At 67.3% G+C, this 19,943-nt stretch carries 19 protein-coding genes and 2 tRNA genes; 11 read left to right on the top strand and 10 right to left on the bottom strand.

Annotated features, from left to right (window positions below; genetic code table 11):
* Positions 1 to 4: 4 nt before the first annotated feature.
* The 6 genes from APY03_RS20190 to mfd form a co-directional block, all read right to left on the bottom strand.
* Complete coding sequence (locus APY03_RS20190; RefSeq protein WP_068679464.1) at positions 5 to 472, bottom strand: tripartite tricarboxylate transporter TctB family protein; 468 nt, start codon at positions 470 to 472, stop codon at positions 5 to 7.
* Positions 473 to 475: 3 nt separating this feature from the next.
* Positions 476 to 1,447, bottom strand: coding sequence for a tripartite tricarboxylate transporter substrate binding protein (locus tag APY03_RS20195; RefSeq protein ID WP_068679466.1), 972 nt, complete (start codon positions 1,445 to 1,447; stop codon positions 476 to 478).
* A 134-nt stretch (positions 1,448 to 1,581) separates the two neighbouring features.
* Complete coding sequence (gene serB / locus APY03_RS20200; RefSeq protein WP_443082834.1) at positions 1,582 to 2,286, bottom strand: phosphoserine phosphatase SerB; 705 nt, start codon at positions 2,284 to 2,286, stop codon at positions 1,582 to 1,584.
* The gene (locus APY03_RS20205; protein ID WP_068679468.1) at positions 2,273 to 2,725 is read right to left on the bottom strand and encodes a PIN domain-containing protein; all 453 of its coding nucleotides are present in this window, start codon (positions 2,723 to 2,725) and stop codon (positions 2,273 to 2,275) included. Before APY03_RS20205 ends, serB begins: the two co-directional genes overlap by 14 nt.
* A complete protein-coding gene (locus APY03_RS20210) occupies positions 2,722 to 2,994 on the bottom strand; it encodes an antitoxin (protein ID WP_068679470.1) in 273 nt (90 codons plus the stop codon). The genes APY03_RS20205 and APY03_RS20210 overlap by 4 nt, the downstream gene beginning before the upstream one ends.
* Positions 2,995 to 3,008: 14 nt before the next feature.
* Positions 3,009 to 6,503 (bottom strand): transcription-repair coupling factor, encoded by a 3,495-nt coding sequence (gene mfd, locus APY03_RS20215; protein WP_068679472.1) that lies wholly within the window; start codon positions 6,501 to 6,503, stop codon positions 3,009 to 3,011.
* Between the two features lie 104 nt (positions 6,504 to 6,607).
* Here mfd and ispD point away from each other — a divergent pair, with 104 nt between their 5' ends.
* Positions 6,608 to 7,312, top strand: coding sequence for a 2-C-methyl-D-erythritol 4-phosphate cytidylyltransferase (gene ispD / locus APY03_RS20220; protein WP_068679598.1), 705 nt, complete (start codon positions 6,608 to 6,610; stop codon positions 7,310 to 7,312).
* Between the two features lie 19 nt (positions 7,313 to 7,331).
* Positions 7,332 to 7,817: a 2-C-methyl-D-erythritol 2,4-cyclodiphosphate synthase gene (gene ispF / locus APY03_RS20225; RefSeq protein WP_068679474.1), complete on the top strand. Its 486-nt coding sequence runs from the start codon at positions 7,332 to 7,334 to the stop codon at positions 7,815 to 7,817.
* A 9-nt stretch (positions 7,818 to 7,826) separates the two neighbouring features.
* Here ispF and APY03_RS20230 read toward each other — a convergent pair whose 3' ends face one another.
* Both APY03_RS20230 and ompR read right to left on the bottom strand, forming a co-directional pair.
* On the bottom strand, positions 7,827 to 9,230 hold the full coding sequence (locus APY03_RS20230) for a sensor histidine kinase (protein WP_068679600.1): 1,404 nt from the start codon (positions 9,228 to 9,230) through the stop codon (positions 7,827 to 7,829).
* 83 nt (positions 9,231 to 9,313) lie between these two features.
* Positions 9,314 to 10,045 carry an osmolarity response regulator transcription factor OmpR gene (gene ompR / locus APY03_RS20235; protein WP_028250078.1) on the bottom strand — a complete coding sequence of 244 codons (732 nt, stop codon included), beginning with the start codon at positions 10,043 to 10,045 and terminating at the stop codon, positions 9,314 to 9,316.
* A gap of 169 nt (positions 10,046 to 10,214) precedes the next feature.
* On the opposite strand from ompR, the gene APY03_RS20240 reads away from it, so the two are divergent.
* Complete coding sequence (locus APY03_RS20240; protein WP_068679476.1) at positions 10,215 to 10,592, top strand: hypothetical protein; 378 nt, start codon at positions 10,215 to 10,217, stop codon at positions 10,590 to 10,592.
* Between the two features lie 51 nt (positions 10,593 to 10,643).
* Entirely contained in the window at positions 10,644 to 11,351 is a 708-nt protein-coding gene (locus tag APY03_RS20245; protein ID WP_443082835.1) for an SIMPL domain-containing protein, read from the top strand.
* Between the two features lie 32 nt (positions 11,352 to 11,383).
* On the opposite strand, the gene APY03_RS20250 is transcribed toward APY03_RS20245, so the two are convergent.
* Positions 11,384 to 12,154, bottom strand: coding sequence for a 3-hydroxybutyrate dehydrogenase (locus tag APY03_RS20250; RefSeq protein ID WP_068679604.1), 771 nt, complete (start codon positions 12,152 to 12,154; stop codon positions 11,384 to 11,386).
* Positions 12,155 to 12,296: 142 nt separating this feature from the next.
* Between APY03_RS20250 and APY03_RS20255 the strand changes: the two genes are divergently transcribed.
* From APY03_RS20255 to rimO, 5 genes are all read left to right on the top strand, one after another.
* Positions 12,297 to 14,501 (top strand): RelA/SpoT family protein, encoded by a 2,205-nt coding sequence (locus tag APY03_RS20255; RefSeq protein WP_068679606.1) that lies wholly within the window; start codon positions 12,297 to 12,299, stop codon positions 14,499 to 14,501.
* A gap of 48 nt (positions 14,502 to 14,549) precedes the next feature.
* Positions 14,550 to 14,626 (top strand) — tRNA-Val (locus tag APY03_RS20260).
* Positions 14,627 to 14,828: 202 nt separating this feature from the next.
* Positions 14,829 to 15,197, top strand: coding sequence for a hypothetical protein (locus APY03_RS20265; protein WP_068679478.1), 369 nt, complete (start codon positions 14,829 to 14,831; stop codon positions 15,195 to 15,197).
* A gap of 67 nt (positions 15,198 to 15,264) precedes the next feature.
* Positions 15,265 to 15,852 (top strand): polyhydroxyalkanoate synthesis repressor PhaR, encoded by a 588-nt coding sequence (phaR, locus tag APY03_RS20270; RefSeq protein ID WP_068679607.1) that lies wholly within the window; start codon positions 15,265 to 15,267, stop codon positions 15,850 to 15,852.
* Positions 15,853 to 15,870: 18 nt separating this feature from the next.
* Positions 15,871 to 17,277, top strand: coding sequence for a 30S ribosomal protein S12 methylthiotransferase RimO (rimO, locus tag APY03_RS20275; RefSeq protein WP_068679480.1), 1,407 nt, complete (start codon positions 15,871 to 15,873; stop codon positions 17,275 to 17,277).
* An 81-nt stretch (positions 17,278 to 17,358) separates the two neighbouring features.
* Here rimO and APY03_RS20280 read toward each other — a convergent pair.
* Positions 17,359 to 17,443 (bottom strand) — tRNA-Leu (locus APY03_RS20280).
* 74 nt (positions 17,444 to 17,517) lie between these two features.
* Here APY03_RS20280 and rnr point away from each other — a divergent pair.
* Together rnr and APY03_RS44160 are read left to right on the top strand one after the other, a co-directional pair.
* A complete protein-coding gene (rnr, locus tag APY03_RS20285; protein ID WP_443082836.1) occupies positions 17,518 to 19,791 on the top strand; it encodes a ribonuclease R in 2,274 nt (757 codons plus the stop codon).
* Positions 19,792 to 19,804: 13 nt separating this feature from the next.
* Positions 19,805 to 19,943, top strand: a 139-nt coding sequence (locus APY03_RS44160; RefSeq protein WP_232324352.1) for an SDR family NAD(P)-dependent oxidoreductase, incomplete at its 3' end; no start/stop codon positions are given.

Genomic DNA, 19,943 nt, shown 5'->3' on the forward strand with positions numbered 1-19,943 from the left:
TGCCTCACCAGGCGACAGGCTGGAGCACGCCCCAGGGCAGCGGCACCTTGAGCAGCTTGTAGAAGCAGGTGTGGATCACCAGCGTGGCCAGCACCGCCACCGCGAGCGCGACCGGCGGCCGCACGCCGCAGGCCCATTGCAGCAGCGTCAGCACCAGCAGGCTGCACAGCAGGAAGCCGACCCGTTCGGCCAGCAGGATGTAGAACACCATGCCGGCAATGACGAGCGCGAAGGCGGCCAGTCGCCGCGGCGAGCGCATGCCTTCGCCGAGCACGAGCAGGGGTCGCCCGCTGCGAAGGCCCTGCCAGGTCAGCACCAGCGCGCACAGCCCGAGGCCGGCCGCGGCGAGTCCGGGGAACAGCGCCGGCCCGAAGTCCTGCCCCGCGGCCGGCGGGAAGCTCTGGACGTGCCAAAGCACCGCGAGCGCCAGGACCAGCAGCACGCCGCCGATCAGGCTGTCGTGGACGCGCATCGCTTACTTGGCGATGCCGACAGCCTTCATCGCCACCGCGAAGCTCGCGTCCTTCTCGGCCATGAACTTGCCGAAATCGGAGCGGTCGGCATAGAGGGCGCCGAAGCCGCGCGAGGCCAGGAAGTCCTGGTAGGCCTTGCCGTCGAAGATCTTCTTGAGCGTGGCGGCGAGCTGGTCGGTCTGCTCCTTCGGCAGCCCCTTGGGCGCTGCGATGCCGCGCCAGGCGCCGGCGTTCCATGTCTTGCCCGACGCGTCGGTGTACAGCGGCACCTTGGGGAAGATGGCATCGGGCTTGGCGCCCAGCAGCAGCAAGGGGCGTACCTTGCCGGCATCGATCAGCGAACGCGCCTCGGGCAGCGAGCACGACACCACGTCGACGCCTCCGGCCATCAGGTCCTGCAGCCCCGGGGCGGCGCCCTGGCTCGGCACCCAGGCGATCGCGTTGCCGGCCAGCTTGTTGTCGACCAGCCATTGCGCAAGGCCGAGGTGCCAGATTCCGCCCTGGCCGGTGCCGCTGGCCTTGAGCTTGCCGGGGCTCGCCTTGGCTGCATCGAGCAGTTCCTTGGCGCTCTTGATCGGCGAATCCTCGCGCACGAAGATGGCGTTGGCGTCGAAGTTCATGAGCGCGAGCGGCGTGTAGTCGGCGCCCGAGAGCTGCGTCAGGCCCGCGTGGCGCATCATGCCGATCTCGACCGTGACGATGCCCAGCGTGTAGCCGTCGGGCGGTGCGGAGGCGATGGCCTGGTGCCCGACCACGCCGCTGCCGCCCGTGCGGTTGACCACGTTGACCGGCTGCTTGAGCTCCTTCTCGAGCTCGGCGGCGATGATGCGGGCCACGGCGTCGGTGCCGCCGCCGGCGCCCCACGGCACGATCATGGTGATCGGGCGCTCGGGGTAGGCCGCGTGGGCGAGCCCGGGAAGGACCAGGGCCGTGGCGGCTGCACCGAGTGCGGCCAGGGATTGGCGGCGCTTCATATCGTCTCCTTCGTTGTTGCCCAGACATTCAAGCATCCGGGGCGCCGCACGCGAAACTGAAGATAACCCTAGGACAGCGCCGGTCCCTTTTGCCTTAGGAAGAAACCGGTTTCGACCCGCGCATCACGGGCAAATCAGCGCACGACCTCGAGCAGCCGGTCGAGGCCGCCGTCGTCGATCGCGACCATGGCCTCTTCGCGCACCTTGGGCTTGGCGTGGTAGGCCACTGACAGCCCCGCCTCGCCCATCATCGGCAAGTCATTGGCGCCGTCGCCTACCGCGATGCATTCGGCGGGCGAAATCCCGAGCAGCGAGGCGACTTCCAGCAGCGTGCGGCGCTTCTCCGCGCCGTCGCAGATATCGCCCCAGGACTGCACCACAACGCGGCCGGTGAGCTTGCCGTCCGCCTCGTCGAGCAGGTTGGAGCGCGCAAAGTCGATGCCCAGCCGCTCCTTGACGCGGTTGGCGAAGAAGGTGAAGCCGCCCGAGACCAGCAGCACCTTGAGGCCGGCCGCCTTGCAGGCGGCCACCAGCGTCTCGGCGCCGGGGTTGAGGCGCAGGCGCTGGTCGTAGACCTCCTGCAGCGCCGAGACCGGCACCCCCTGAAGCAGGGCCACGCGGCGGCGCAGGCTTTCCTTGAAGTCCTTGATCTCGCCGCGCATCGTGGCTTCGGTGATGGCGGCGACCTCGGCCTTCTTGCCGACCGCATCGGCGATCTCGTCGATGCATTCGATGTTGATCAGCGTCGAGTCCATGTCGAAGGCGATCAGCTTGAAGTCGGCGATCTTCAAAGGCGGCGTGAAGCGCTGGATGACAAGGCCGGGGCTACTCATGTTCATGGGCTGATTCCAGCCAGTTTTCGACGACAAGTCCGGGCACGCGCCGGAATTCACTTTCGTTGTGGGTCACCAGCGTTGCGTCCAGTGCCAGCGCATGGGCGGCAATCAGCAGATCGTTGGGGCCGATCGGCTTGCCAACCTGTTCGAGCTGGGTGCGAATGTCTGCGTAGATCGGAGCGACTGCAGCAGGCAGGTCGCGAACTTCGATGACGGACATGGCGCGGGTGTACGCATCGGCCAGTCGTGCCGATCCTTTGCGGTTCACACCGAATCGCAACTCGCAGTCCACCACGGCGCTGGTGCAGACTCTGCCGTCAGGCTGTTCTTGCGCCAGGCGTCGGAGTCGCGCGGCAACCTTGCCCCCTGGGTGGCGCATCAACTCGAAGACGGTGTTCGTATCCAGCAGGCGCAACGAGTTCGTTGCGGCTTCGGCGCTCATAGATCGACGTCGTCCAGGGGCAGCAGACCTTTGTCTACATCGGGGAATTCTTCGTCCAGCGGTTCCATCGTCGCCAGCACCGCGGCCAAGCCGGCCAGGGTGCCTTTGCGGGGCACAGGGTACACGGGCTCGATCACCAGGGTGTCACCGTCGCGTCGCATCAGCGCCTCGTTTCCCGGAAGCTCGAACTCGCGCGGGATGCGCACAGCCTGGTTTGCGCCATTGCGAAACAGCCGGACACTGCGGGCAGGAAGGTGGGGGTCAGACATGGCCGCAGTCTAGCCTATGCCTTGGCATATGCCAAGGCACTGTCCTCTGACGCCTTGGGCTGGCCAAGGCTGCGCAGCACGTCCCGCACCATCTGCGCCCGCTCCTTCGGCTCCTTCAGGTCCCGCTCGATGCGCAGCTTCTCGTTGCCGGCCAGCTTGATGTGCTTGTTCTTCTGGATCAGCTGGATGATGGCCATCGAATCGACCGGCGGGTCCTTCTTGAAGGTGATATTGATGACGCCCGGGGCTGCATCGACCTTGACCACGCCGTAGGGCCGCGCCAGCACGCGCAGCCGGTGCATGTCGATCAGGGTCTGGGCCTGCGGAGGGAGCTTGCCGAAGCGGTCGACGATCTCCTCGAGCAGGGTGTCGATCTGGTCGGAGGTCTTCGCGGTCGCGAGCTTCTTGTAGAAGGACAGGCGCAGGTGCACGTCGCCGCAGTAGTCCTCGGGCAGCAGGGCGGGGGCGTGCAGGTTGATCTCGGTGGTGACGGACAGCGGCGACAGCAGGTCAGGCTCCTGGCCGGCCTTGAGCGAGCGCACGGCCTCGGCCAGCATCTCGTTGTAGAGCTGGAAGCCGATCTCCATCATGTTGCCGCTCTGGTTCTCGCCCAGCACCTCGCCGGCACCGCGGATCTCGAGGTCGTGCATCGCGAGGTAGAAGCCGGAGCCGAGCTCCTCCATCTGCTGGATGGCGTCGAGGCGCTGCGCGGCCTGCTTGGTCAGGCCTTCGATGTCCGGCACCATCAGGTAGGCGTAGGCCTGGTGATGGCTGCGGCCGACGCGGCCGCGCAACTGGTGCAGCTGCGCCAGGCCGAACTTGTCGGCGCGGCTCATGACGATGGTGTTGGCACTCGGCACGTCGATGCCGGTCTCGATGATGGTCGAGCACAGCAGCAGGTTGTAGCGCTGGGCGACGAAGTCGCGCATCACGCGCTCCAGCTCGCGCTCGGGCATCTGGCCGTGGGCGACCGCGATGCGGGCCTCGGGCAGGATCTCCTCGAGCTTCTGGCGCCGGTTCTCGATGGTCTCGACCTCGTTGTGCAGGAAGTAGACCTGGCCGCCGCGCTTGAGCTCGCGCAGCACGGCCTCGCGGATCACGCCGGTGCCCTCGTTGCGCACGAAGGTCTTGATCGCGAGGCGGCGCTGCGGCGCGGTGGCGATCACGCTGAGGTCACGCAGCCCTTCGAGCGCCATCCCCAGCGTGCGCGGGATCGGGGTGGCGGTGAGGGTGAGCACGTCCACCTCGGCGCGCAGGGCCTTCATCGCCTCCTTGTGGCGCACGCCGAAGCGGTGCTCCTCGTCGATGATGAGCAGGCCGAGGTTCTTGAACTTCACGCTGCCGGAGAGCAGCTTGTGCGTGCCGACCACGATGTCGACGCTGCCGTCGGCCAGGCCCTTGGCGGCGGCATTGATTTCCTTGGTCGAGCGGAAGCGGCTCATCTCGGCGACCTTGAGGGGCCACTTGGCGAAGCGGTCCATCAGCGTCTGGTAGTGCTGCTCGGCGAGCAGGGTGGTGGGGGCGAGGAAGGCGACCTGCTTGCCCCCCGTTACCGCGACGAAGGCGGCGCGCAGGGCGACCTCGGTCTTGCCGAAGCCGACGTCGCCGCAGACCAGGCGGTCCATCGGCTGCGGCGAGATCATGTCCTGGATCACCGCGTGGATCGCGGCCTTCTGGTCGGCCGTCTCGTCGAAGCCGAAGTCGTTGGCGAAGACCTCGTAGTCGGCGGCCGAGAAGCGGAAGGCGTGGCCCTCGCGCGCGGCGCGCCGGGCGTAGATGTTGAGCAGCTCGGCGGCCGAGTCGCGCACCTGCTCGGCGGCCTTGCGCTTGGCCTTCTCCCACTGGCCCGAGCCGAGCTTGTGCAGCGGCGCCTCGTCGGCGCTGACCCCGGTGTAGCGGCTGATCAGGTGCAGCTGTGCGACGGGCACGTAGAGCGTGGCCTTGTCGGCGTACTCCAGGTGCAGCATCTCCTGCAGCATCGGCTTGCCCTCGGCGTCGGTGCCCTGGCCCAGGTCCATGTGGACCAGGCCGCGGTAGCGCCCGATGCCGTGCGCCGAATGCACCACGGGGTCGCCGACCGCCAGCTCGCTGAGGTCCTTGATCAGCGCCTCGACGTCGCTGACCTGTTCCTGCTTGCGGTTGCGCCGGCGCGCCGATGGGGCGGTGGCGAAGAGCTCGGTCTCGGTGACGAAGTCGATGCCCTGCTCGACCCAGGCGAAGCCGGCCACCAGCGCTGCGGTGACGATGCCGATCTTCTCGCCGGGCGAGGCTTCGAACTCGGCCAGCGAGTCGAAGGCGGGGGGGCTGACGCCGCTGGCGCGCAGGAAGTCGAGCAGGCTTTCGCGGCGGCCGTCGCTTTCGGCGAGGAAGAGCACGCGGTGCGGAGTGGCAGCGATGTGGGCCTTGAGCTTGACCAGCGGGTCGTCGGCACCTCGGACGACGGCGAAGGGCGGGAGCGCCTCGAGTTCGGCATAGGCGCTGCCCTCGGTCCCGCCTCGGATCGCCAATTGCGCATGCGGCTTCGCGCGCTGATAGAACTGCTCCGCACTCAGGAACAAGGCCTCCGGCGGCAGCGCCGGCCGCTCCGGGTCACCCTGCACCAGCCGATAGCGCTCGCCCGTGTCCTGCCAGAAATGCTGGAACGCGGGTTCGAGGTCGCCATGCAGCACTACGGTCGTCTCCGCGCCAAGGTAGTCGAACACGGTGGCCGTCTCCTCGAAGAAGAGCGGCAGGTAGTACTCGATGCCCGCGGTCGCGACGCCGTTGCCCATGTCCTTGTAGAGCCGGCTGCGCGTGGGGTCGCCCTCCAGCAGCTCGCGCCAGCGGCTTCGGAAGCGCGCGCGGGCCTCGTCGTCCATCGGGAACTCGCGCCCCGGCAGCAGGCGCACTTCGGGCACGGGGTAGAGGCTGCGCTGGGTGTCGGGGTCGAAGGTGCGGATGGAGTCGATCTCGTCGTCGAACAGGTCGACCCTGAAGGGCACCTGCGAGCCCATCGGGAACAGGTCGATCAGCCCGCCGCGTACCGCGTACTCGCCCGGGCTCACGACCTGCGTCACGTGGCTGTAGCCCGCCAGCGTGAGTTGGGCCTTGAGCCTGGATTCCTCGAGCTTCTGCCTGGCCTTGAAGTGGAAGGTGTAGCCCGCCAGGAAGGCCGGCGGCGCCAGGCGATAGAGCGCAGTGGTGGCGGGCACCAGCACCACGTCGGCTTCCTTCTGGCTGATGCGCCACAGCGTGGCGAGGCGCTCGCTGATCAGGTCCTGGTGCGGCGAGAAGCTGTCGTAGGGCAGCGTCTCCCAGTCGGGGAACAGGGCGCAGCGCAGTTCGGGCGCGAAGAAGGCGAGCTCGTCGATCAGCCGCTGCGCATCGTTGGCGTCGGCGGTGAAGACGGCGGTGGCGCGGCCGGCCGATTTCTCGCGTTCCGCCAGCTGCGCCAGCAGCAGCGCATCGGCGGAGAGTGGCGGGCGCGGTAGCGTGAAGCGTTTGCCTGCAGTGAGAGCGGGGAGGTCCATGAAGCGAGAAGGAAATGCAGAACACCCCGCGCCGGGCAGCGAGGGGTGTGTGGTGGCCGATTCTAGAATGGCTGCCCTTTCGCCGTTGGCTCCGGCCGGACCTCATGACCCCTTCCCGTCTTTTCGTCCTGATTCCCTGCGCCGGCTCCGGCAGCCGCGCGGGCGGCGCGGGGCCCAAGCAGTACCAGCGTATCGCCGGCCGGCCGATGGTGCGCCACACGCTGGAGGCCTTTCGCGCCCTCGCGGGCCGCTTTGCCGGCATCGCGCTGGTGGTGTCGCCCCAGGACCGTGAAGTCGGGGCTGCGCTGCCGCGCTTTCCGGCCGAGGGCGAACATCTGTTGCAGGTCGGCGGCGCGACGCGCGCGGCCACCGTGCGCAACGGCCTGCTGGCCCTCAGGCAGACAGCCGGCGCCGGCCCGCACGACTGGGTGCTGGTGCACGACGCTGCCCGCTGCCTGGTGACGCCGACGCAGATCGAAGCCCTCATCGCCGCCTGCGAGCACGATGCCGTGGGCGGCCTGCTGGCTCATCGCTTGCCGGACACCCTCAAGGTCGCCTCCCCCGAAGGGCGAGTGGCAGGCACGCTGACACGCGCCGACAAGTGGCTGGCGCAGACGCCGCAGATGTTCCGCATCGGCATGCTGCTCGATGCACTGGAGCGTGCGGGCGATTCGGTCACCGATGAGGCCGGCGCGATCGAAAGCGTCGGGCTAGCGCCCCTGCTGGTCCCCGGCAGCGCGCAAAATTTCAAGCTCACCTACCCCGAAGACTTTGCGCTTGCCGAGGCGCTTCTGAAGAGCCGGGGTTGACGCGCGTGGAGCCACTGAAATGAGCGCATTCGACATCCGCATCGGCGAGGGCTGGGATGTGCACCAGCTGGTCGCCGGCCGCAAGCTGATCCTTGGGGGCATCGAGATCCCGCATGCCACCGGCCTGCTCGGCCATTCCGACGCCGACGTCCTGCTGCACGCCATCACCGATGCCCTGCTGGGTGCCGCGGGGCTGGGCGATATCGGCCGTCACTTCCCCGACACCGATGCGCAGTTCCGTGGCGCCGATTCGGCCGTGCTGCTGGCGGAGGCGGCGCGGCGCGTGCGTGCGGCAGGCTGGCAGATCGGCAACATCGACAGCACCGTGATCGCGCAGGCGCCGAAGCTGGCGCCGCATATTCCGGCCATGTGCGCGCGCATCGCGGCCGCGCTCGAGGTCGCGCCCGATCAGGTCAACGTCAAGGCCAAGACGGCCGAGAAGCTCGGCCCGGTAGGCGAGGGCCGGGCGATGGAAGCGCGCGCGGTGGCGCTGCTGCACCGGTGATCAGGGCGCTCATTTGCCTGCCGGCGCGGCCTCGGGCTTGACCGAGGCCGCCCGCGGCATGCGGATGTGGGCCGCGAGCCCACGGCCCGGCGTGCTGGTGAGGGCGAAGGTGCCTCCCATGCGCTCGATGTTCTTGGTCACGATCGACAGCCCCAGGCCGGCGCCGGCCGCCGAGGTGCGCGCGACATCGCCGCGGAAGAAGGGTTTGCTCAGCTGCGAGAGCAGGGCAGGCGCCACGCCTGCGCCGTGGTCGCGCACCTTGATGAGCACGGCGTCGTTATGGGCCTGCGCCTGGATCGTGATGTCGGCCACGCCGGTAGAGGGCGTCTTGCCATAGCGCCGCGCGTTCTCGACCAGGTTGGAGATCACGCGCTGCAGCTCGACCTCGTCGGCCATCACGCGCAGGTCGGAGGGCACGTCGACCTTGATCTTGATGTCCTCGTGATCCTGCACGGCGTAGGTGCAGGCGTCGATCACGTCGCGCAGCAGCACCGGCTTGAAGTCCACGTGGTCGGGGCGCGCGTAGTCGAGGAACTTGTCGATGATGGCGTCGAGCTGCGCGATATCGGCGGCCATGTGCTCGCGCGCGTCCTCGTCGGTCACGCTCATCTCGGTTTCAAGGCGCAGCCGCGCCAACGGCGTGCGCAGATCGTGCGAAATGCCGGCCAGCATCACGGCGCGGTCCTGCTCGATCTTGGCGAGCTGGTCGGCCATGCGGTTGAAACCGACGTTCACCGCGCGGATCTCGTTGGTGCGGGCGCGCTCGTCGAGCCGGTGCGCCTCGTACTCGCCTTCGCGCACCTGCATGGTGGCGCGCGACAGCTGCTTGAGGGGCAGGTTGATCAGGCGCGTGATCAGCGCCGCGCCCGCAAGCGAAAGGGCCATGGTCGTGGCCAGCCAGATGAGCCACGTGCGGCCGCCGAAGCGGGTGAAGCGCGTGGGATCGAGGAGCAGCCAGTAGGCGTCGCTCTCGATCGTGAAGCCGATCCAGAGGCCGGGCTCGTCGTTGACGCGACTGGCCACGGTGGTGCCTTCGCCGAGGCGGTCGATCAGTTCCTCGGTCACGCGCGCATCGAGCGCGCCGGTGGTGTAGGGCGTGAAGCGGTCGTTGGGCTCTCGCGGGAGGATGCGCACACCCTCCTGGTCGGCCAGGGTCTTGATCAGCGAGACGCGGGTGATGGCGTCGGAATAGACCAGCGCCGCGCGCGTGAGATTGACCAGCGAGGCGATCTGGTGCGCGGTCTGGATGGCGCGCGGCTCGTACTCGAGGGCGCGGAAGGTCTGCAGCCAGGCCACCGTACAGCCGACCAGCAGCAGCACCAGCAGGAAGAACGTTCGCCAGAAGAGACTCAGGCCCAGCTGCAGCCGCGGCTTGCGCCGGGACTGGCCAAGCCCCTCCAGCGGGCTTGGCAAGGTGACCTGGGGGCCGTCTTCGCCTAGTGGGCTGGGCGTTGTCGTCTTGGGGCCGAGAGTGGCGGCCACGAGAGCTCAGTGCCTCAAGTGGTGCCGTCCGGCACGAACACGTAGCCGACGCCCCAGACCGTCTGGATGTAGCGTGGCGCCGCGGCATCCGACTCGACCAGCTTGCGCAGGCGCGAGATCTGCACGTCCAGGCTGCGGTCGAAGGGCTCGAACTCGCGGCCGCGCGCCAGCTGAGCCAGCTTCTCGCGCGACAGCGGCTGGCGTGGATGCCGTACCAGGGCCTTGAGCATCGCGAATTCGCCGGTGGTGAGGGAAAGCTCCTCGCCGTCCTTCTTGAGGGTGCGCGAGCCCAGGTCGAAGCTGAAGGGGCCGAAGTTCACCGTCTCGTTGTCGGTGGAGGGCGCCCCCGGGGCCTCCAGCGGCGGACGGCGGCGCAACACCGCGTGCACCCGGGCCAGCAGCTCGCGGGGATTGAAGGGCTTGCCCAGGTAGTCGTCGGCGCCGACTTCCAGGCCGACGATGCGGTCCACGTCCTCGCCCTTGGCGGTCAGCATGATGATGGGCGTGCGGTCGTTGGCGGCGCGCAGGCGACGGCACACCGACAGGCCGTCCTCCCCGGGCATCATCAGGTCGAGCACGATCAGGTCGACCGTGTCGCGCAGCAGGATGCGGTTCAGTGCCTTGCCGTCTTCGGCCACGATGACCTCGAAGCCTTCCTGGGTCAGGTAGCGACGCAGCAGGTCGCGAATGCGTGCGTCGTCGTCGACGATCACGATCTTGTCTGTGCGAGCCGGAGCTTGATTCATTTCTACAACGCCGAATTTGTAACAACGCCAATTTTGAGGGTGTTGCAGGCTCATTGAGGCGCTTTTCACAATGCTTTGACACTAAGTTACAAAACTTGCGGGCGCTAGCCGTCCAGACGCTACTGCCATAAGCGGCGGTGGCACAGTGGCTCGAACGCTCACCTCCGCCATGAAATTCATTCTTTGCTCCTCGACCGCTGCGCTGCTGCTGTGCGCTTCCCTGCCGGCGCCGGCCGACTCCTCGGGCTTCATTCGGGTGAGCGACCAGCGGCGCAACGAAATGCGCGACGTGGTCGAGGGCCACCGGGCGGCCAAGCGCGAGGAGGTGATGCGGCACGAGGCGGCCGCCGGTCGCCGGCTCACGCCCGCCGAGCTGGCCGAACTGCGGCAGCAGGTGCGCCAGCAGTGGGTTCCGCGGCCGGACTCAAGGCCCGAGCTGCGGCCGGAGCTGATCCATTCGGCAGAATCGCAGCCGGCCGAGCGCCTGGTTCCGGTCCCCGTGCCGAAAAGCACGCTGCTGACGGCGCCGCGCAGCCAACGTCAGTGAGCCAGGCCCTCTGGGGCGGTGGCTTTCTTCTATTCGATGGGATTCCTTGCCTTGAACAAGATCAAAAAGATCGCGGCCTGTGCCGCATTTCTGGGTGCCTGTGGCGCGTTTGCCCAGAGCGCGCCCTGGACCCCGCCGCAAAACGTGCTGCAGCTGTCGGCCACCGGCACGGTCGAGGTGCAGCAGGACCTGCTCTCCATGACGCTGAGCACCACGCGCGACGCGGCCGACGCCGCGGCCGTGCAAGCGCAGCTGAAGACCGCCCTGGATGCCGCGCTGACCGAGGCGCGCAAGAACGCGCAGCCGGGGCTGCTCGACGTGCGCACCGGCAACTTCAGCCTGGTGCCGCGCTACACGCGCGACGGGAAGATCACGGGCTGGTCGGGCACTGCCGAGCTGGTGCTGGAGGGGAAGGACTTTCCGCGCATCACGCAGACGGCCGGGCGCATCTCCACGCTCACCGTCGGCGGCATCGGCTTCGGCCTGAGTCGCGAGCAGCGCGCCAAGGTCGAGACCGAGGCGCAGACCATCGCGATCGAGAATTTCAAGCAGAAGGCCGCCGAGCTCGCCAGGAACTTCGGCTTCGGCGGCTATACGCTGCGCGAGGTGTCGGTCAATGCCAACCAGGGCCCGCCGATCCGGCCGCGCATGATGGCGGCGGAGGCGTCGTCGAAGCTGTCGTATGACGCCGCGGTGCCGGTCGAGGCCGGCAAGACCAGCGTGGTCGTCAACGTCTCGGGATCGGTGCAGCTCAAGTAGCGCCGCCGCAGCGCCGTTCCCGCGGGCGGCCTCTACTGCGCCGTCCAGCCCCCGTCGACCTGCCAGGCCACGCCACGCACCTGGTCGGCGGCCGGCGAACACAGGAAGACCGCGAGGCCGCCCAGCTGCTCGACCGTGGTGAATTGCAGCGAGGGCTGCTTCTCTCCGAGCAGGTCGTTCTGGGCCTGCGTGACGGAGATGCCCTCGCGCGCCGAGCGGTCGTCGATCTGCTTTTGCACCAGCGGCGTCAGCACCCAGCCGGGGCAGATCGCGTTGCAGGTGACGCCGGTGGTGGCCGTCTCGAGAGCCACGGCCTTGGTGAGCCCGACGATGCCGTGCTTGGCCGCCACGTAGGCCGACTTCTGCGCCGAGGCCACGAGTCCGTGCGCCGAGGCGATGTTGACGATGCGGCCCCAGTTGGCCTCGCGCATCGCAGGCACTGCAAGGCGCGTGGTGTGGAAGGCGCTCGTGAGGTTGATGGCGATCACCGCGTCCCAACGTTCGACGGGAAAGTCCTCGACCTTCGCGACGTGCTGGATGCCGGCGTTGTTCACCAGGATGTCGACGCGGCCGAACCTGGCGGCCGCAAACTTCATCATGTCTTCGATTTCGGACGGCTTGCTCATGTCGGCGCCGTGATAGTCGACCTTCACGCCGAGCGATTCGATCTCGGTCTTCGGCTTGTCCGATTCGCCGAAACCGTTGAGCACGATGCTGGCGCCCTGTTGCGCCAGCGCCTTCGCGATGCCGAGCCCGATGCCACTGGTGGACCCCGTGACAAGCGCGGTTTTGCCTTTGAGCATGATGTTCAATCTCCGGATGAATTAGGATGCAACGAGCTCATTATCTTCACTGTGCCTGCCTGCGTTCCATGATCGAGTCTGCCGTCCGTCGCACTGCCTGGGAGGGAGTGATCGAGTGAAGCGCGAACAGCCCGGCCCGTCGATGTCCGGTGCGTCCGTGGTGGACTATCCACTGTCGGCCGCGACCGCGGAGCGCACGCCTGTGCAGGAGAACATGCTCGCGCGGGCCCGCGCCTTCGCCGAGCCGCTGATCGCCGACGAAACGCTGGACACTGGCGAGAACACGCTTGCCCATGCCGATGCGGTGGCCGGGATCGTGGCAGCGATGGGCGGGTCGGAGGCAATGCAGGCAGCCAGCTATCTGGTCTATTCCTGCCAGCACCTGAACCGCCCGCAGGAGGTGATCGCCAAGGTCTTCGGCGACAACTTCGCGGCGCTCGCGGTCGAGACCACCAAACTCGTGCATGTGCAGAAACAGGCGCGCTCGGTTACGGCCAGCGCGCACCTGGCCGACGGCGCCGGCACGCAAACGGAGAACGTGCGCAAGATGCTGCTCGCGTTCTCGCGCGACCTGCGGGTCGTGATGCTGCGGCTCGCTTCGCGGCTGCAGACCCTGCGCTATGCGGCAGCGAGCAAGAAGCCGGTGCCGGAAGGCGTGGCACGCGAATCGCTTCAGGTCTTCGCGCCGCTGGCGAACCGGCTGGGTATCTGGCAAGTCAAGTGGGAGATCGAGGACCTCTCATTCCGCTTCCTGGAGCCCGAGACCTACAAGCTGATCGCGCGCCTGCTCGACGAAAAGCGCGTCGAGCGCGAAGGCTACGTCGAGCAGCTGCGCGCGCGCCTGGAGCGTGAGCTGGCCGGGGAGGGCGTGAGGGCCGCGGTGCAGGGCCGGCCGAAGAACATCTACAGCATCGTCAAGAAGATGCGCGGCAAGTCGCTGGACTTCGCGCAAGTCTTCGACATCCTGGCGCTGCGCGTCGTGGTGGCCGACGTCAAGGATTGCTATGCGGCGCTGGCCTGGGTGCACTCGAATTTCCAGCCCATCGCCGAGGAGTTCGACGACTACATCGCGCGGCCGAAGCCGAACGGCTATCAATCGCTGCACACCGTGGTGCGCGAGGTCGTGAACGGCCAGGCCGGCAAGCCGATCGAGATCCAGATCCGGACCGAGGAGATGCACGATCACGCCGAGCATGGCGTGGCGGCGCACTGGGCCTACAAGGAGGCGGGTCACAAGGGCTACGCGGGCGTCTGGGCGAGCGGCGAGTACGACGCCAAGATCGCGGTGCTGCGACAGCTGCTGGCCTGGGAGCGGGACCTGTCGGACGGCTCGCAGGGTCAGGGCCTGTTCGACGACCGCATCTACGTCCTCACGCCCGATGCCGCGATCGTCGAATTGCCGCAGGGCGCAACCGCAGTCGACTTCGCTTACTCTGTGCATACGAGCCTGGGGCATCGCTGCCGCGGTGCGCGCGTCGACGGCGCGATGGTGCCGCTCAACACGCCGCTGCAGAACGGGCAGACGGTGGAGATCATCGCGACGAAGGAGGGCGGTCCTTCGCGCGACTGGCTCAACGCGGAGCTTGGCTACCTGGCGAGCCACCGTGCACGCGCCAAGGTGCGCGCCTGGTTCAACGCGCAGGTGACGCACGAGACGGTGGCGCGCGGTCGAGAGGCGGTCGAGAAGGTGTTGCAACGCGAGGGCAAGACCGCACTGAAGCTCGACGACCTCGCGTCGCAGCTGGGCTTCAAGTCGGCCGACCATCTGTTCGAGGTAGTCGGCAAGGACGAGTTCTCGCTGCGCAACATCGAGATGCTGCTACGCCCGGCGGGCCCTGCCCCGGGGCCGGACGATGGGGTGGTCATCAAGAAGGCCCGCGCCGGTGCAAGTGGAGGCAAGGGAGGCGTGCTGGTGGTCGGCGTCTCTTCGCTGATGACGCAGCTCGCCAAGTGCTGCAAGCCGGCGCCGCCCGATGTGATCCGCGGCTTCGTGACGCGCGGCCACGGCGTCAGCATTCATCGCGCCGATTGCAGCAGCTTCCGCATGATGGCCGGGCGCGAGGCCGAGCGCGTCATCGATGTCGAGTGGGGCGAGCAGCGCGCCGGCGAGGCGTCGGTCTATGCAGTCGACGTGGCGGTGGAGGCCGCCGATCGCCAGGGCCTGCTGCGCGACATCTCCGATGTGTTCGCGCGCGAGAAGATGAATGTGATCGGCGTGCAGACTCAATCCGTCAAAGGTACGGCGTGGATGACCTTCACCGTCGAGATCGCCGACGCGGCGCGGCTCGCGCAGGTTCTCGGCGTGGTGGGTGCGGTGGCCGGCGTGCGTTCCGCGCGCCGTCGCTGAAAGGCCGCTCGCGAGGCTGCTATACTCCGGCCTCTCGGACACACTCACAGGCGCGTAGCTCAGCTGGTTAGAGCACCACCTTGACATGGTGGGGGTCGTTGGTTCGAGTCCAATCGCGCCTACCAATTCCTTTCCCTAGAAAGCCGCAGCAGCCGCCCGAACCAAGCGGCTGCCTCGCGCCTTCAGAGCCGTTCGGCGCGCATCGTTGAGCGGCGTCTCGGGGCTTCTTCCTCCTCATGGTCTACTGCCTTCGTCGACTGGCGGATACGCCGACAGTTGTGGTAACTTGACCGCTCCTATCACCACACCACTCGACGCAGGGGAACGATGACCACGCCAGAGGCTGAGACCGGTCCGGCACTCGGGGAGCTTCGTCTAGCCGCCCTGCTGCGGCAGGCCCCGCTCGAGTTCGCGCGCGTGGTGTACGGGCTCAACGACCGCGCCAACGGCCGTGCCGGCACCATGGCGGCCGAGGATGTCGCCAGGACGGTCCGGCAAGGATCGCCGGTCACGCGGGAGCGCGCCGAGCAGCGCGCGCGCGGCTACCTGCCGCTGGCGGGCCATGAACATTGCCCGCGCTGCTGGGTGTTCAACGGCACCAAGAGCCCGCTGCACTTCCGCGAAGCCACCGAGGAGAGGCCCGAATCGGCCGTCTGCAAGGTGTGCGGGGCCGAGTACACGACCAGTCCGGATTGATGGCGCTCCCCGGTCAGGGTAAACCTTGGCGCGGTGCAGCAAAACCGCTCCCTAGAATGGTTTGCGCGTGAAGACGCGAAACCTCAAGGAGTCCGTAGTGCAGAGCAAGAAGTCCGCCGGCGACAAGCCGACGCAGCGGGTGATCAAGAAATATCCCAACCGCAGGCTCTACGACACGGAAACCTCCGCCTACATCACGCTCACCGAGGTCAAGCAACTGGTGATGGACAAGTCGCCTTTCGTGGTGCGCGACGCCAAGAGCGGCGACGATCTCACGCGCAGCATCCTGCTGCAGATCATCCTCGAGGAGGAGGCTGGCGGCGCGCCGATGTTCACCGAGCAGGTGCTGGCCAACATCATCCGGTTCTATGGCCAGGCCATGCAAGGCTACATGGGGCCCTATCTCGAGAAGAACATCCAGGCCATGACCGAGGTGCAGGCGCAGCTGGCCGAGAAGGCGCAGGCGCTCACGCCCGAGATGTGGGCGCGCTTCATGACCATGCAGTCGCCCATGCTCCAGGGCCTCATGGGCAACTACGTCGAGCAATCGAAGAACGTGTTCCTGCAGATGCAGGAGCAGATGCAGAAAAATACCGAGCAAGTGCTGGGTGCCTTCGGCATCAAGCGACCCCAGGGCGGCCAGCCTGACCATTAGCGGGGACAATAAGGGGTTATGAGCGAAGTAGCCTCCCCTGAACGCATTGCCGCGCTGGCAACCCCCAAGGTCGGATTCGTGAGCCTCGGCTGTCCCAAGGCACTCACGGATTCCGAGCTGATCCTGACCCAACTGAGCGCCGAGGGCTACCAGACCTCGAAGACCTTCGAAGGTGCTGACCTGGTGATCGTCAACACCTGCGGATTCATCGACGATGCCATCAAGGAAAGCCTCGACACGATCGGGGAGGCGCTGGCCGAGAACGGCCGCGTGATTGTCACCGGCTGCCTGGGCGCCAAGACCGGCGAGGCGGGTGGCAACCTGGTGCGCCAGATGCATCCGAGCGTGCTGGCCGTCACCGGCCCCCATGCGACACAGGAAGTGATGGATGCGGTGCATGCGAACCTGCCCAAGCCGCACGACCCCTTCATCGACCTGGTGCCGCAGGCCTTCGGCGTCGCAGGCCTGAAGCTGACGCCGCGGCACTATGCCTATCTGAAAATCAGCGAGGGGTGCAACCATCGCTGCACCTTCTGCATCATTCCCTCGATGCGCGGCGATCTGGTGTCGCGGCCGGTAGGGGACGTGTTGAGCGAGGCCAAGGCCCTGTTCGAAGGTGGCGTGAAGGAACTGCTGGTGATCAGCCAGGACACCTCGGCCTACGGCGTCGACCTCAAGTACCGCACCGGCTTCTGGGACGGCAAGCCGGTCAAGACGCGAATGCTGGAACTGGTGCGCACGCTGGGTGAGATTGCCGAGCCCTACGGCGCCTGGGTGCGGCTGCACTACGTGTATCCCTATCCCAGCGTCGACGAGATCATCCCGCTGATGGCCAGCGGCCGGGTGCTGCCTTACCTCGACGTGCCGCTGCAGCACAGCCATCCGGCGGTGCTGCGGCGCATGAAGCGGCCCGCCAGCGGCGAGAAGAATCTGGAGCGTATCGCGCGCTGGCGCGAGCTGTGTCCCGAGCTCGTCATCCGCAGCACCTTCATCGCCGGCTTCCCCGGGGAGACGGAAGAAGAGTTCGAGCATCTGCTCGACTTCATCCGCAGCGCCGAAATCGATCGCGCGGGCTGCTTCGCCTACAGCCCGGTCCAGGGCGCAGCCGCCAACGACATCCCCGGCATGCTGCCCGAGGCGGAGCGCGAAGCTCGGCGCGCGCGCTTCATGGAAGTCGCCGAAGCCGTCTCGATCGCGAAGCTGCGCCGGCGCATCGGTGCCACGATGCAGGTGCTGGTCGATTCAGCGCCGGGGCTGGGGCGCAAGGGCGGCGTGGGGCGGACCTACGCCGATGCGCCGGAGATCGACGGCACGGTGCGGCTGTTGCCGCCCGAGAAAATCAGCAAGACCCTGAAGGTCGGTGATTTCACGCGCGCACGCATCGTCGGCGCCGAGGGACACGATCTGGTCGCGTTGCCCGTCTGATGCAGTTTTCGACGGACAAGAAAAAAGCCACCGGAGGCCGGTGGCTTGAATCGAAGATGGCCCAGAGGGATTATCTAAACTTGGTGCCCAGAAGAGGACTCGAACCTCCACGATGTTACTCGCTAGTACCTGAAACTAGTGCGTCTACCAATTCCGCCATCTGGGCCCACTTGCTGCACGGAACAAGTCCTTGCAACAGGTTTTGAATTTCAGGAAAGAAAGAGAGTATATATCAAAAATTTGAGCCACTCCGGCGGACTGCTGGACGAAGTCGAAGGAACGGTGCAGGGTCATCGCGACGGGCACGGTTTTGTGCAGCGCGACGATGGCGAAGCCGACATCTATCTGCCCCCCAACGAGATGCGCGCGGTGCTGCACAAGGACCGCGTCAAGGCACGCGTCGTGCGCCAGGATCGCCGCGGCCGGCCCGAGGGCCGCGTGGTCGAGATCATCGAGCGGCCCGAGCAGCCGATCATCGGCCGGCTTCTGCACGAAGGCGGCATCTGGCTGGTCGCGCCCGAGGACAAGCGCTACGGCCAGGACGTGATGATTCCCAAGGTCGCGATCGGCACCGCCAAGGTGGGCCAGGTGGTGGTCGTGCAGTTGACCGAGCCGCCTGCGCTCTTTGGCCAGCCCGTGGGCCGCGTCAAGGAGGTGCTCGGCGAGATCGACGATCCGGGCATGGAGATCGAGATCGCCGTGCGAAAGTACGGCGTGCCGCACGAGTTCTCCGAGGCCTGCCTGGCCGAGGCCAAGGCGCTGCCCGACAAGGTGCGTGCCATCGACAAGAAGGGCCGGGTCGACCTGACCGATGTTCCGCTCGTCACCATCGATGGCGAGGATGCCCGGGACTTCGATGATGCGGTGTACTGCGAGCCCGCCAAGGTGGGCCGCGGCAAGGGCTGGCGCCTGCTGGTTGCCATTGCGGACGTCAGCGCCTATGTGCACACCGGCTCGGCCATCGACATCGACGCTTATGACCGCGCGACCAGCGTCTACTTTCCGCGCCGCGTCATCCCCATGCTGCCGGAGAAGCTGTCCAACGGCCTGTGTTCGCTCAACCCCGAGGTCGAGCGCTTGTGCATGGTGTGCGACATGCTGGTGACTGCCGAGGGCGAGATCTACGCATACCAGTTCTACCCGGCCGTGATGTGGAGCCATGCCCGCTTCACCTACACCGAGGTCGCGGCGATCCTCGGCAATACGCGCGGCCCCGAGGCGGCCAAGCGCAAGGAGCGGGTGAAGGACCTGCTCAACCTGCACGACGTCTACCGCGCGCTGCTCGCCCAGCGCAGCAAGCGCGGCGCGGTCGACTTCGAGACCACCGAGACGCAGATCATCTGCGACGAGGCCGGCCGCATCGAGAAGATCGTGCCGCGCACGCGCAACGAGGCGCACCGCCTGATCGAGGAGGCGATGCTCGCGGCCAACGTGTGCAGCGCCGACTTCATCGCAGAGGGCAAGCACCCGGGCCTGTATCGCGTGCACGAGGGCCCGACGCCCGAGAAGAAGGAGATCCTGCGCGGCTACCTCAAAGCCATGGGCGTGGGCCTGTCGATCACCGACGACCCCAGGCCCGGCGAGTTCCAGGCCATCGCCGAGGCGACGAAGGAGCGGCCCGACGCGCAGCAGATCCACACCATGCTGCTGCGCTCCATGCAGCAGGCAATCTACACGCCCATCAACAGCGGCCACTTCGGCCTGGCCTACGAGGCCTACACGCATTTCACCAGCCCGATCCGGCGCTACCCCGACCTCCTGGTGCATCGGGTGATCAAGGCCATCCTGGGCAAGACCAAGTACCAACTGCCGATGCTGCCGACGCCGGGCGAGGCACATGCAAAGCTCGCCAAGCGGCTGGCGTCGCGAGTCAAGTCGCCGACCACCAAGCCCCAGAAGGCCACGGTCGCCCCGAGCAAGGAGGTGCTGGCCTGGGAGGCGGCGGGCCTGCACTGCAGCGCCAACGAGCGGCGCGCCGACGAAGCCAGCCGCGACGTTGAAGCCTGGCTCAAGTGCAAATACATGCGCGAGCATCTGGGCGAGGAATACGGCGGCGTGGTCACTGCCGCCACCACCTTCGGTATCTTCGTCACGCTCGACGCGATGTACGTGGAGGGCTTGGTGCACATCACCGAGCTCGGCGGCGAATACTTCAAGTTCGACGAGCAGCGGCAGGAACTGCGAGGCGAGCGCACCGGCATCCGATACGCAATCGGCACCCGTGTGCGCGTGCAGGTGAGTCGTGTCGACCTCGATGGCCGGAAGATCGACTTCCGCCTGGTGCGCGAGGGCGAAGAGCTGAGTTCGAGGGCCTTGAAGGACAAGGGCCTGGCGACCGGGGGCGTGCCCGCCAAGGCCTCGACCAAACGCAGTGCACGCAAGAGGCCCGAGCCTTCTGCTGCCGAACACAGCGATCACGCTGCAAGCGCGGCGCCGCAGTCGGCCATGCAGGCTTTCCGTACGGCCGTCAAGAAGGCCGCCAGCAAGATGAAAGGGCGCAAGCCGCGCCGTTGAAGGAGAAACGAAGATGGGTGTAGACAAGAGGAGCCGCATCGCGATCGTCACGGGTGCGGGCACAGGCATCGGCCGCGCCGCCGCGCTGGCCCTGCTGGGCGATGGCTGGAGCGTGGTGCTGGCGGGCCGCCGGCTGGAGCCGCTCGAGCAGG

Origin of the sequence: Variovorax sp. WDL1, from assembly GCF_001541225.1 — a bacterium.
Taxonomy (GTDB): Bacteria; Pseudomonadota; Gammaproteobacteria; order Burkholderiales; family Burkholderiaceae_C; genus Variovorax.